Annotated in this window: 10 protein-coding genes; 5 read left to right on the top strand and 5 right to left on the bottom strand. The window is 58.0% G+C overall.

Annotated elements, in window-relative coordinates; genetic code table 11:
• Positions 1-36 precede the first annotated feature (36 nt).
• The 3 genes from RSSM_RS24480 to RSSM_RS24490 all read right to left on the bottom strand — a co-directional run bounded on the left by RSSM_RS24480 (position 37) and on the right by RSSM_RS24490 (position 4,663).
• Positions 37-2,280: a type II secretion system protein GspD gene (locus RSSM_RS24480; protein ID WP_236621355.1), complete on the bottom strand. Its 2,244-nt coding sequence runs from the start codon at positions 2,278-2,280 to the stop codon at positions 37-39.
• A gap of 78 nt (positions 2,281-2,358) precedes the next feature.
• Entirely contained in the window at positions 2,359-2,991 is a 633-nt protein-coding gene (locus RSSM_RS24485) for a hypothetical protein (protein WP_008685970.1), read from the bottom strand.
• 1 nt (position 2,992) lies between these two features.
• Positions 2,993-4,663 (bottom strand): hypothetical protein, encoded by a 1,671-nt coding sequence (locus RSSM_RS24490; RefSeq protein ID WP_044303549.1) that lies wholly within the window; start codon positions 4,661-4,663, stop codon positions 2,993-2,995.
• A 303-nt stretch (positions 4,664-4,966) separates the two neighbouring features.
• Between RSSM_RS24490 and RSSM_RS24495 the strand changes: the two genes are divergently transcribed.
• The 4 genes from RSSM_RS24495 to RSSM_RS24510 all read left to right on the top strand — a co-directional run bounded on the left by RSSM_RS24495 (position 4,967) and on the right by RSSM_RS24510 (position 10,292).
• A complete protein-coding gene (locus RSSM_RS24495) occupies positions 4,967-6,517 on the top strand; it encodes a hypothetical protein (protein ID WP_008685973.1) in 1,551 nt (516 codons plus the stop codon).
• Entirely contained in the window at positions 6,514-7,224 is a 711-nt protein-coding gene (locus RSSM_RS24500; RefSeq protein ID WP_052336111.1) for a zinc ribbon domain-containing protein, read from the top strand. The genes RSSM_RS24495 and RSSM_RS24500 overlap by 4 nt, the downstream gene beginning before the upstream one ends.
• On the top strand, positions 7,221-8,324 hold the full coding sequence (gene rlmN, locus RSSM_RS24505) for a 23S rRNA (adenine(2503)-C(2))-methyltransferase RlmN (RefSeq protein ID WP_008685975.1): 1,104 nt from the start codon (positions 7,221-7,223) through the stop codon (positions 8,322-8,324). Before RSSM_RS24500 ends, rlmN begins: the two co-directional genes overlap by 4 nt.
• Before the next feature lie 579 nt (positions 8,325-8,903).
• Positions 8,904-10,292, top strand: a complete 1,389-nt coding sequence (locus RSSM_RS24510) for a trypsin-like peptidase domain-containing protein (protein ID WP_044303558.1) — start codon at positions 8,904-8,906, stop codon at positions 10,290-10,292.
• Positions 10,293-10,828: 536 nt separating this feature from the next.
• Here the strand turns inward: RSSM_RS24510 and RSSM_RS35240 are convergent.
• Positions 10,829-11,221 (bottom strand): RNA recognition motif domain-containing protein, encoded by a 393-nt coding sequence (locus tag RSSM_RS35240; protein ID WP_044303559.1) that lies wholly within the window; start codon positions 11,219-11,221, stop codon positions 10,829-10,831.
• A gap of 517 nt (positions 11,222-11,738) precedes the next feature.
• Here RSSM_RS35240 and RSSM_RS24525 point away from each other — a divergent pair.
• Positions 11,739-12,158: a DUF2780 domain-containing protein gene (locus RSSM_RS24525; RefSeq protein ID WP_008685982.1), complete on the top strand. Its 420-nt coding sequence runs from the start codon at positions 11,739-11,741 to the stop codon at positions 12,156-12,158.
• 219 nt (positions 12,159-12,377) lie between these two features.
• On the opposite strand, the gene RSSM_RS24530 is transcribed toward RSSM_RS24525, so the two are convergent.
• On the bottom strand, positions 12,378-13,305 hold a 928-nt coding region (locus RSSM_RS24530; protein WP_044303560.1), incomplete at its 5' end, for an MFS transporter.

Here is a 13,305-nt window from a genome sequence, read left to right on the forward strand (position 1 = left end):
CTCCGCTTCGGCGGTGAAACACATGCATCGAAGGTCTCACTGGTTCATAGGAATGGGGGCAGGGATGTTTTCATAGGGAGCCACCTCGACCGGCGAATGACCCGACAACACCGATTGGTTGTTGTGTGTCCCCAACATTTCCGAATACCCGTCACCGATCGACGCACCATCAACGTAAGACGATCCGTTCGTCGCGGCCGGATAGTAAGGTTGGTTCTCGTCGATCGAATAGGAGAACGGAGTGATCCCGACACCACCGAGCATCTGCAGCTCCGTGCTACCGCCATTGATCCGTGCCCGTGGATGGTGGTTCGGACAATTCAAATCGTTGCAGTATGGCGTTTGCGGACAAAGGCTCGCGTAAGGAATCTGGTCGAGTTGGCACATCGCGATCCGTGCCGCCTGTCGTTCGCGTGCCAATCCAGGATGACACGGGCTAACGATTTCCGGCTTCAAGAACACGATCAATTCGCTTTCAACGATCGAAGTCTTATGGCTCTGGAACAGTTTGCCGACGTACTTCATCTCTTGCAGGTAAGGAATCCCGTAGACGTTTTCGACAATCTTCTTCTGCCGCAGCCCCCCCATCACGAACGTCTGCCCGTTGGCGACCCGTACGGTCGTTTCGGCTTCGCGTTCATCAATGATCGGAAGGAAGTTAACCGTTCCCGTTTGAGTGCTGTGTTTCGGTTTGACAACCATCTCGATGATGCCGTCGTTGCTGATCCGTGGACGAACGACGAGCGTGATCCCGGCCTCTTTGAACTCAACGGTTGGGATTTGTTGCGTGATCACCGAAGTCCCTTCGTCACTCGTGGACTGCTCCGGTGTTTCCGCTGTCCGGTACGGGATCTGTGTCACAATTTTGATCGTGGCATCCCGACGGTCTCCCACCGTGATCGAAGGGTTGGCGAGCAGTTTTGCTTCCGCTGTGCTGTCGAGGGCCTCCACGATCAACGATGCGTTGAAGTCTTTTGCGATCGATCCCATCGTTAACGTAGACGCACCTGCTTCGGCGATCGCTCCGGTAGGCACGAGACTGGCGAACTCGAGTGTTTTCGAGGCGGCTTGTCCGCCCAATGTTCCGCGTCCCCACTGGATCCCGAGGCTTTCGAGTTCTTCCAGGTTCACGTCATAGATCAATGCCGAGATTCGCACCTGCGCCCGCGGCACGTCGAGTTGTTGGAACGCTTCGGCGGCGAGCGTCAGTTGCTCCGGCGTGCCGCGTACCATGATGCGGTTCTCTTCTTCGTAGACCGCAACGATCGGTGCGTCGGAGTTGGTTGCCGCGGCCGTCGATGAGGCATCGGGGGTCGACGCGACCACGCCGCTGCCGAGTGCCTCGCTGAGCGAGACGCCCATCTCTGCCGCCTCGGTGTACTGAGGGGTAAAGTACGCGATGCGAGTTCGCGCCCAACCCACGCTTCCCGGCACGCTCGCACCGAGGGACGACGTCGCCGTCCCCGACTGGGCCGCGGAAGATCCGGTTCCCGTCGAGAGTTCGCCGAACATTCTCTCAACGCTGGCGATGCGTTCGGGTGAGTCGATCACCAACACCCGTCCGTTGCCAAACGCTTGGATTTTCCCTCGATCACTGAGCAACATTTTTGCCGCTTCGATCATCGAACTCTGCTGCTGGGAGTTTGCGACCGGCAACGCGATCGTGCGTGAACGGAACTCGGGACTGCTCGTTCCGACTTCATCAATCGGAAGCACCACCAAACTGCTGCCCGCCGAGGTGTAACCGTATCCCGACGACGTCAGGACCGCCGCGAGCACGTCACGCAGTGGCGCGTCATTGAACACGCCCGAGACTTCGCCGGTGACTTTCTCTCCGGCAACGATGTTGATTTGCCACAACTCCGAAAGCGAGAACACGACTTCCTGCAGCGGCATCTTCCGAAACGTGATGCTGCCGCGGCGGTTGAGCGCCTCTTCAATGGTCGCTTGAGCCGGAGTCTGACAACTATCCGATGAGGACGATGATGGTGCGGTCTCGTTCGAAACGTTTGCCGCATGAATACGGTTGGCGTCCGCCGAACCCGACGCGTTTAATGAAAACGAATGCGTCGCGTTAGGATTCGTGGGTGCGGAATCGCTCTGCGCCGGAGCAGGAAGTGTTTGGGCGGACGCTTCCTGCGATGACACACCGAGTGGAGAAACCGTTGGAGATCCGCCGGGCTCAGCGGACTGGGTTGTCGGTAGTGGGGCGAGTACAAACGCGGCAATCAGGCAACCGCAGAATCGCAGTTTCCAATGCCAGTTCGTTTGTACCGCCATGCCTTCCGTGGCCATAAGCGTTCAGTTCATCATAAGGACAAGTTCTGGGACGGACGGGGCAGTCCGTCACCGTCATATTCAGTCGATCATCGCAAACGCGTCTTCCATCCCCGCAGGGGCATGCATGAGACCAAAGAGCGTCATGTTCATCTCTAAGCTGAGTACCGAATCACCTCCAGCGACCGGTTCTAAAGTCAACGTGTTGATGTTCAACAACCAGTGATGATCATCAACAACACGAACGATTTCCAATACGGCCTCGAGCGGTCCGACGACCGACAAGGACACTTCATGTGAGTGGAGATTGAATTCCGATTCAGTTCCGAAGTCGGGCGATCGACGGCTGCGTGGGTCATCATCTTCCGTGCCCCACGATCGCTTCTGCTCGTCTTCGATTTCCAACGCACGCAAACTGCCGCCACAGTCGCGGATCATCGTGATCAGTTCGTCTCGCACCACCGGAATGCGTGATTGGGTCACACATTGCTTTACGAGTTGCAGTTTTTGTTCTTGCAACTTCGATTCGATTCGGTGCAGACGCACGTCACGCGATTGCGATTGCTCGAAATCTTTCTCGAGCTCCGAGAGGGCACGATGGTCCTCGCGAAGCCTAAGACCTTCATCGACTAGTGGATACCCGATCACGATCAAGGCGACAAAACTACCACACGCAACAATCGCTCTGATTACCCGATCGTTCTGTTTATTCATCTTACAACTCCTGCACCGGTTCGGCGTCCGCACTATCGACACCAATCGTTTCACCGGTGTCGGCGGCAACCCACGACAGTCGCATTTCGAACTGCGATTCGTTCGCTACCACACCGCTCGTCGTAGCCAGCAACGCGACCTGATCGATCCCCGGAATCCGGCGAAGGTATCCGACGATTTCATAGATCTCCGCCTCGTTGGCGGTGCGACCGGTCAACATGATGTTGTGTTCCACGTCAAAACGCACCGCCGTGAGAGCGGCCTGCGGAGGCAGACACTGCGTGATTTGACGGGTCAAATCCACAATCGGTGGCGACACGGTTTTCTTCTGAATTTGACCGAGGTGTTGGACCCACGAACGGTCCAACTGCAACGACGCCATCCGAACCCGCGTGGCTCGCATTTGGTCTTCAACAAATTGACGTTGTTGGTGTTTCTGTTCGGCTTCCCGGCGCAGCGACCCGACCCACAAAGATGTCGTCAGCAGCAAAACCGCCGCAACCGCGAGAGGCCACAAAGCCAACACCGCGCGGATCACTTTGGATTGAGCGCGGTCACGACGGATCGTTTGCAAAAGGTCCGGCGGGCTCTGCATCACCGTTGGTTGGATCAATGGCAACACCGAGGCAAACGCCGCAACCCCGTCGGATTCAATCTCCTCGGGAACGTTCAGGTTCACGCAGGACGTGGGCAGATGAAACGGTTTGGCATCGAGATTGGTTTTCTGGCCGAAGTGAGCAAGCACCTCGTCGACTTTATCCGGCGGGCCGCCCACGTAGAGATCACTCAATTCGCTCTGCGTCATCCCTCGGTGACGTTGGCAAAACCGACGCAACCTCGCGAGGTGCTGATCGACCGCGATCGCGAACGTCTGCGCATCGTGTGCCGCCGCAGGTCGGTAATCCAACAACAATCGACCTTGGTGGGTGATGCCAACTTCCCACGATTGACCGAACGAGTCCGCAATCAAAATGGGTTTCTCGTCATCAATCCCGAGCATCCCAACCATCCGCGCCATGCTGACCAGCGAAGGCTCGATCCAAGCCACATCGAGATGACAACTTACGAAGGCTTCATAAAGAGCATTCAGCCGCGTGAAATTACCGACCGCCGTCAACGCGTGATCGATACCGGGGCTCAACGTTTCGCGAATTTGACCGATGAGTTTTCCACCGGGACCGAGCTGCAGGTAACGTGGGATCCGTCCGGCGAGTGCCCCGAGTTCTCCTTCCACGTCATCGACGGTCCCCGTAGAAATACGGGTCACACAGAAGTCTCCGGTCAGCGAAACCGCAACGCTCTCGCCTCCAATTTTGTGCCGTGTCGCGAGTGTATCGATCGCGTCTCGCAAACGTTGCCAACCGTCACCGTGTATCCAATCGAATGCGGTACGGGTTGGTTGCGAACCAGATGACGTTCGACGCTGGTCATCGTCTGCGATCCGCTCCTCGGCGACATCGCCTTCGTATTCCCCTGGGACTTCACCAACGGACGAATCCAACGACTTCGTCAAACGGATGTAGTCCACGTCGACATCGACCGGTCCCCCTTCGCGACGCGTCGCCACCACCAAAATGACCCGATCGCACTCGATCCGAAATGCAAAACGACGAGAGACACCGGGATCCGGTTCTGTATCGCGTTGTCGGAAAGCTGAGAAAGACGAGAGCATCGGCGCGTGTTCGAAAAGGCGTAGCGAGTGTCTCGCCCGGACCGTATCCCGTTGCACTGAAGCGTAATTCGGATGCGTTGGATTCGGTTCCGTTGCGGTAAATCCGTATCACGTGCACTGGCATTTTGCCGCTGCAAAGGCAGCTTGCAGGTGCACTGAAATCGGCCGCTCGGCGAGAGCAATGGGTATGAAATCCCCTCGAACGATTTGTCGTCGTCCGATTCGCCCGCATCAAAACGGGGCAGGGAACGTGATACACTGACGCTTACCTATCTCCTCCACTTCCCTGCGGATTCCTTCATTATGTTTCGACATCCTTTGCGTCTCGTGCGACTCCTCTCGCCAGACGCTCGGTTTTGCCGACAAATCGGAATGGTCGCTTTGTTTGGCTTTTCGAGTTTGTACGCTTCAGCCGCCATGGCACAGAACGGTTCATTCTTAGAAAGTCTGTTCCGATCGATCGCAGAAAAGCAGATGCAGGAGGCACGCAATCGAGCGGGCCAGGCCCCGACGCCCGATCCCGAACCTCGCGATCGCCCCAACAGCACCCCCGGTGGATTCCCGGCAGGACCACTCGGCCCCGCCGCCGGTCCCACTCGAAAAACACCGCCATCCTCAAACACAACTCCATCCCGGGAACCGACACGTCCGTCACACCCCGGCGACGGTCGCCGCGATCGTTCGCCGGCGGACGCCCCTCGAAACGAACGTGATGCCGATCCTCGTTACCGCCGGAGGCCTCCTACCCACGATGACCGTCACCGGCGTGACTTGCATGAGTTCGACGTTGCGTTGAATCAGTTTCAAGATGAGCTGAGCCAGCTCATGCGAACCGTTCAATCCGAAGCTCGATCGAATCGTGAGTACCGCGCTCAGCTGCCGTCGGTCTATCAACTCCGAGCTCAAGTCGATGCTCTGAGAGCGCAAACTCAAACGTCCTCATCGTTGTCGCGTTTGATCCCCGCCTATCAAGAAATCGACCAACGTTACCGAGAGGTGTCCTTCCGTTTGCGTTCGGTACCCGACCGCAGCCGAGCGATGCGTTCCCAAATCGCACAGTGCGATTCGACATGCCGGTCCTTGGCGAAGATATGCGACATCACCCCACAATTTGATCGTCATGGCTTGCACGACCAAATGATCATCGCCGCGACATACATTCAAGCTTTGATTGATGACCTTCCCGACGCGCGGATGCCGAGTGATCGCTCGCGGGAACTGATTCACGAGGCACGTTTGCTCCGCCAGGCCATCATGGAGGAAGCCGATCATTTGCCGTCGATGTCGTACGACGAAATCGTCGCGAACTTCACCAACTTCGTCGCCCGTTGGCGGCCTTTCGCGGAATCGGTGGCTGAACATCGCGATACGGTGCTCGAGCGACGTTTGGCCCGCGTAACGCAGTGCGGTGACGAAACCTACGCGTTGCTGTGGATGGCACCTCCGCCGAGCAACCTTCCTGCGCCGGGGATTCCACAAATCGACCGCGAGAAATGGATGTCCGAGGCCGCCGCATTGGAAGGAACCGCAGAATACTTCTACGCCGACCTCAAACGTTTGCGACGTTATCTCCGACCGGACGACTACGCGAGGTCGATCGTCGATCATTCGCACGATGTTTACGAGGCCGCCCGAACGATTCTCTCGCTCCTTGAAGCAAACCAACCCTACGAACGCATGCAACGTCCCGCCGCCGATTTGGCGTCGGCGTGGAAAGCTCTCTCGTCCGAACTCGAGCATATTGACCACCATGGGTTGTCCGGCCAACGTGCCTACGCATTGCAACAACAGCAACAACAAATGCTGCCGATGGTTGCCTCATTGACCGCAGGACTCTTGCAGGAGCTGCCATGAGCGTCCGTGTATTGAAGTGTCCCAAATGCGCGGCCGCGGTGAATGTCCCCGCGGCGATGCATTCGGTCCGTTGCCCGACATGCGGCAACGTCTTCGCCGCATCGGCGTCGGCGCAGGCGGCCGCTCCCGCAGACAATCGCGAGGACGCCGCCCTCCGGGGCGCCGCTGGCCCGCAAGACGATGACGCGGACAGCATACCGAACGACCAAACGATGACCATCATCGCTGTCGGTGCGGGACTGGCGTTGGTCGCGATTCTCTGCATCGTTGGCATCTGGTCGTTGACGCGGAGCAGCGAAGATTCCGCCGGAGAAGTCGCCGCCGAGCCACCGCAGCCGGTCTTCGCAGAGGCCACACCGGAAGAACTCGCCGCGCTCACTATCGTCAACATCCCTGAACAACAACGACGCGATATCTATAACGACGTTCGCGGCAGTGCTCGGACGACCACCGAAAAAGCGTTGGTTTTGCCGGGCAGCAACGTGCGTGACAAGCTCGAGAACATGCTCGACAAAACTCACGAGAACACACTCCGGCAACTCGCCGCCCTGCATGACTTGTCTGTCGATCAGGTTCGCGATATCGTCGCCGAAGGGGACACCAAAAACTGGGACACCCGTGCACGAAGCCGCGCCTACCGCGACGGAGAACGGATCTACTCCGACGAAGAAACTCAGGGATACCAACAGAAAAGCCCGCTGCGTTGAACGACCCGACCATCATCTCCCCGTTCGATTTCGAAGCGATCGAACGGTTCCGACAACAACATCGACTCGACCCGCAACACATCCGCGTGCTGCGAAATCGGTTGATGAAGCATTTTCGCTCGGACGAAGAAGCAGCCGCTGATTTTCCTCTGCCTCAATCGCTGCGGTTTCACGTCCTCGATCGCTACCGCCGATTCGATTCCGATGTCGACGGCGCGACCAAGATGCTCTTTCGAACCGATGCGGGCATGCTGATTGAGGCCGTCATCCTGCGAATCGCAACCGGTCGGACGACGTTATGTGTCTCCAGCCAAGTCGGCTGCGCGGCGGCATGCGATTTCTGCGCAACTGGCAAAATGGGGATCGCGAAAAATCTGCATTCTTTTGAAATTCTCGATCAAGTTTTGCAAGCCGGACAAATTCTCGCGGCCGAACAAACCAGCCTCGACAACATTGTCTTCATGGGAATGGGCGAACCATTCCACAACGAATCCAACCTCACCGACGCCATCGATCTGCTGACCGCGACCGATCACTTCAACCGTTCGCCTTCCCGGATTCTCGTTTCCACCGTTGGCGTGTGCGACGGCATGATACGCTTGGCCGAACGGTTCCCCAAAATCAATCTCGCACTCAGCCTTCATAGCGCCGATCAATCAACCCGCGAAACCATCATCCCGCTGGCCAAACGCTATCCGCTCGATCAATTGCGGGAAACGATCGCACGGTGCAACGCCATGCAAGGCCATGAAGTGATGATCGAGTATCTGATGCTCGACGGCGTCAACGATACCGAGGTGGATCGCGAACGACTTTCGCGGTGGCTCGATGGACTCGACGTTCATCTGAACCTGATCCCGTACAACCCCATCGAAGACGCCCCGCACCTTCGAGGAACCGCACCGGACGAGATCACCGATTTTGCATCCGCGATGAAGTCCCGCGGAATCAAAACAACCGTCCGCTATTCACTCGGCCGCGACATCGATGCCGCCTGCGGTCAGTTGGTTCGCAAGGAAAATCGCACCTTTGCGATTCAATCGCACTCGGCCGCCGCGTCAATCTCAACCGGTTCGCAAACCGGTGACTTCAAGAACTGAAACTTTGCCGTGATCGACCTCTCTGATCAACCTCTGCGATCGACACTCTGATCGACACTCTGATCACGCTTGCCAGCATGGGTTGCGAACCTCCCCGCGGAGGAACCCGGTGGCGTCCGATACGCTTCCCCAAGCGAAATCGCCCGCAACGCACGTTTGCTCCCCTCGGCTGGGAGTTCACTTGAGCGAGGTTTGAATTTTTGCGGCAATCTTTGCGTCGTGAGCGTCCCAAATTCACCCGGAAAAGGAACGACCGTCACGGTTTGACAAAGCGCCCTATCTTACCCAGTCAAGCTCCAACGTTTGGCGTGGTAAACCTTGCGGGGCAGGTTATGCCTGATCAAGCGATCGAACGCGAACGTCCGATGCTACCCCTTGTGCCGGTCACTCCGGCTGGCACGCGGCTTCCGTTTTCTTCGGTCGGCTCGGTGGGTGCGGGGATACATGCGTTTTAATTATCAGAATATCGATACCAGTCTCCCCGTTTCGGCGACACGGTCTGTGGGTGCATCACACCGTCGCGGTCTGACTCAGATTCGCCGATGGGTGGGTGGCCTCGCCCTGATTACGATCACGGCGATGGGCACAGCCAACTGCGACTTCGCTTCCGCCGAAGACCTGCAATCGGTCACCGCAACGAGCTACCGAAACTCGGCCAGCGAAGATCGATCCGCCCACGCCAGCCGTCGTTCCAACCGGGAAACGCCCACGGTCACGGCCATCCGTCGTGCGGCACCCTCGGTGGTGAACCTGCACGGTCAAAAGACGATCCGTCAAACCGCCGCTTCGATGGCCGGTGCATCCGGCGACGTCGCCCGACAGGTTAACGGAATGGGAACCGGCGTCGTCATCGATCAACGTGGCTACGTCGTGACCAACTACCACGTTGTCGAAGACGTCTACGAAATCAACGTCACGTTGCACGACGGTTCGACCACCACGGCGGAGCTCGTCGCGTCGGACCCGAGCAACGATTTGGCACTCGTGAAACTGCGAGGCGCAGGTCCTTACGCGACCATTCCGCGCGGACACAGCAACGATTTAATGGTGGGTGAACCCGTGATCGCGATCGGTAACGCGTTCGGGTACGTGCACACCAGCACCACGGGCATCATCAGCGCACTGCATCGCGACATCCCGGTCAACGAAACCCAAAGTTACCGTGACTTGATTCAAACCAGTGCCGGCATCAACCCAGGAAACTCGGGTGGCCCCTTATTGAATATCGACGGCGAGATCATCGGTGTGAACGTCGCCGTCCGTGTCGGTGCTCAGCAAATCGCGTTTGCCATTCCGATCGACCAGGTACTCGACACGGTGACCGAAATGGTCAACCGACACAACGACCGCCGGTTCGTGATTGGACTGCAAGGCAAATCGTACCGCGAAGGTGGTCTGCAGGTGGTCGATCTGATTGATGGTGGCTCGGCCCAACGTGGCGGCCTGAAACCGGGTGACCGGATCATTAAGGTCGACCAAGATCGGATCAACACACCTCTGCAATATGCCCTGTCGGTACTCGACGCAACGCCCGGAGATGAACTGCGGGTGGAGTTCCAACGCGGCAACGAAACATACGAAACGTTTGTCTCGACCGTGCCTTCGACGAAAAACACATCGGACCCGACCGCCGCACTCGCGTGGCAGGTGATCGGGGTTGCCGTGCGACCCGCCGGTGATGCCTTCACCCGCCGGATGAACAGCCAAATGCAGACGAACTATCGTGGCGGACTCGTCGTCACCGATGTTCGCCCCGGATCGGCTGCCGACGAACAAAGCATTCGCGTCGGCGACGTGCTACTCGGCATTCACTCGTGGCAAACATCGAGCCTCGCCGATCTCGCAGAGATCCTCAATCATCCTGAGATCCGCCAAGGTCCGAACGCCAAGTTCTACATCGTCCGCCGCGACCAAACGCTCTACGGACACATGCAACTCGCCGTGCAATCCTCCTCCAAGCGGCGTTAATCGAATCGTCATCTCGATCCGCCACCTGCACGCAACCACATCTTCTGTTGTTCGGTTGAAAAACGTGTGAGGCGAGATCGAAGTGCGTCCCCCACACCGGCGGTGGACACGTCCTGGGACGAATGTTCTGACTCACCCGTACGCCCGCACGTACAGCCTGAGTGAGAACATTCGTCGACCCAGCCGGGACTGGTCCATCGCCGGTGTTTTGTCGCCATGCAGTAGAACGCACGCTTTGGGTCTTCACCGGAGTGCCAGCAAGGCAGCTAGCATCATCCCAGTGCCCGCGGTAACTCATTCCCGCGACGCCTCATCTCGCGACGACTCATCTCGCGACGACTCATTCAAAGAGGCGAGTATCCACGAAAAACGGGATGAGCCCGGTGAACTCATCCCGTTGTCGTTTTAATTGATTTGGAACGCGACGGGAACTCATCAGGTGTCCCTAATGGTTATCGCGTTCTCCCTTGGGTGACCTTCCAAGCACCGGTTTACCGTTGATGGCTCAACGGTTGTGGTGCCCGGATCGGTGGATCCTAGTAACGGTCGCCGCCGCGTCCGCCACCGCCTCCGCCGTAACCGCCGCCGCCACCACCACCGTAGCCGCCGCGACCACCGCCGCCACCGCCACCGTAGCCGCCACGTCCACCTCCGCCGCCGCCACCGCCGCCACCACCGCGTGGGGCACGAGGACGAGCTTCGTTTACAGTCACATTACGACCGCTGATCGCTTGACCATCCAGATTTTCGATCGCGTCTTTTGCACCGTCAGCGTCTGACATTTCGACAAACGCGAAACCACGACTGCGACCGGTTTCCCGATCCATGATGATGTTGACAGTCGACACTTCGCCGTACTGCTCAAACGCTCCCCGAAGATCGTCTTCGGTCGCCGAGAACGCCAAGTTCCCTACATAAATATTCGTCACAAAACTAACCTTACGAACCGTCACCAACGAGACAAAATGCCTCTCGCATTCCCGACGGAATCACTGGAAAACGTTTCCAAAACTCAATCACCGCCGAGAGTGTGGTGCTCAACTAGTTCGAAGCGTGAACCAAACCGATGCGCCAGTCAATGCCAAGAATGTTAAAAAGCCGCGGTTTGGAACGAATGGCATCTTGAACGGCCTCGACGCCGCGCCAACAATTCCCACCCGCAGGAGCTTTTCCTGTACCCTTGTGCATTGAACCGATTCCCATCAGGGAACGTAGTCGGCAGCGGATGGGGTCGATATCGGCTCCAATCGACGTCGGCTCCGATCGACATCGGCTCCGATCGACGTCGGATAGTGTCGCCATGGGTATGCCCCGCACTGCGGATGTTCCCACGAGCGTTACTTCCACTGGCGGCCCGTTTCTTCCAGCGACGGTTTCAGACGCCGACTCCGGACGTCTCCTCATCGAGTAAACCTTTTCTCCCCTGCTCTCATCGAAAGAAAAACCATGGATGAATTAGTCCAACTGATCACCGGACGCCTTGGCGTCGACTCGTCAATCGCCAACGCCGGACTCGGCAAACTGATGGCGTTGCTCAAAGACCAAGTCGGCGGCGATCTGTTCAGTCAAATCGCCGGTGCCGTCCCCGGTGCCGAAGAAGCCGCCTCGCAGGCCGCTGACGAGCCCGCTCCGGCCGCCGGCGGTGGACTTCTCGGGAAACTCTCCGGAATGGCCTCGGCCGCTCTCGGTGGCAACGCCGGCGGGGGCCTGGAAATGGCATCCGCTCTCGCGAGCACGGGCATCGATGCGGACAAACTAGGACCATTTGTCTCGACCGTCCTCGAATTTCTCAAAGAAAAACTTGGCGATGATGTCGTCGAACAAATCATGAGCAAACTGCCTATGCTGAAATCAGTGCTCGGCTAATCTTCATCGAAGATTCAACGATCAGGAAACCGATTTTCGGGGCGACCTCATAGGTGGCCCCTTTTTTTGCGCCCACGTGGTCGTTTCCTGAAACGAAGAACTTATTCCAAAAACTCGTTGAACGAATTCGCCAACGGGCGTTAGCTCCGGTTGTGCAGTGCCAACCGCAGCGAGCGCCGATCGGCGGATGTGCTTTCGCAAAGTCTCAAAGCATTCGCTCTAATCATCGAGCTGTGTTGCCAAGGGAAAGACCAAACTGAACATCGCGGTTGCGAACATCAACATCGACGAAACGGTCAACGCCCCTGACAATTCGATCCGCCCGGCGACTTGGCCCCACACCAACGAGCCCAACGCCATCGAACCGGCCATCATCGTCAAATAGCACCCCATCCCGCGTGCTCGCAGACGCGGCGGCAAAGTGATTTGCGCGGTCGCGTTGAGCGTCGTCAGCGTCGCCATCCATCCGGCTCCCATCACCAACACCATCGGCAGCAACACCGACCAATGTGGCGAGCGGCTCATCACGAACAATCCCGACGCGAACACCGACATCGACGCCGCCACCAAACGATCCGATCCGAACCGATGTCGCAGTCTCGGCAGAACTGACGCGCCCAACACAGCCCCGGCGCCCACCGCCGCAACCATGATCCCGAACCCGCGTGCGCCCCAACCGAGTTCCGTTTTGGCAAACAACGGCAACAACGACCAAAAGGCGCTGCCGGGTAAGACAAAGAATCCCACGCCGATCATCACGTGACGCATCACCCGGTGCAGCGCGACAAACCTCACTCCCTGTCGCATCGAAGCAATGAAAGATCGGCCTCGACTGCTCTCGGTGGTTTGCCGTTTCCACACGAACAACACTCCGACCACCGCGGCAAAGGTACACGCATTAATTGCGAACGTGCTCCAAATCCCCACCACCGCGATCAAGACACCACCAATCGCCGGGCCGAGCGTCCGAGCCAAATTGAAACTGATGCTGCCTAATCCCACCGCTCGCGAGATCTGACTCCGCGGAACCAATTCGGGAATCGCTGATTGCCACGTTGGCACATGCACTACCATGCCCAACCCCATCACAAAGGTCAGCCCGAGCAATCCCCACGCGGTGATCATTCCCGTCAACGTCAACGTTGCG

Origin of the sequence: Aporhodopirellula sallentina SM41 (assembly GCF_000346505.1) — a bacterium.
Lineage (GTDB): Bacteria > Planctomycetota > Planctomycetia > Pirellulales > Pirellulaceae > Rhodopirellula > Rhodopirellula sallentina.

Excerpts from the sequence above, each read along its gene's own strand:
- RSSM_RS24480 (WP_236621355.1), bottom strand. The coding sequence starts at position 2,280 with ATGGCGGTACAAACGAACTGGCATTGGAAACTGCGATTCTGCGGTTGC.
- RSSM_RS24485 (WP_008685970.1), bottom strand. The coding sequence starts at position 2,991 with ATGAATAAACAGAACGATCGGGTAATCAGAGCGATTGTTGCGTGTGGT.
- RSSM_RS24490 (WP_044303549.1), bottom strand. The coding sequence starts at position 4,663 with ATGCTCTCGTCTTTCTCAGCTTTCCGACAACGCGATACAGAACCGGAT.
- RSSM_RS24495 (WP_008685973.1), top strand. The coding sequence starts at position 4,967 with ATGTTTCGACATCCTTTGCGTCTCGTGCGACTCCTCTCGCCAGACGCT.
- RSSM_RS24500 (WP_052336111.1), top strand. The coding sequence starts at position 6,514 with ATGAGCGTCCGTGTATTGAAGTGTCCCAAATGCGCGGCCGCGGTGAAT.
- RSSM_RS24510 (WP_044303558.1), top strand. The coding sequence starts at position 8,904 with ATGGGCACAGCCAACTGCGACTTCGCTTCCGCCGAAGACCTGCAATCG.
- RSSM_RS24525 (WP_008685982.1), top strand. The coding sequence starts at position 11,739 with ATGGATGAATTAGTCCAACTGATCACCGGACGCCTTGGCGTCGACTCG.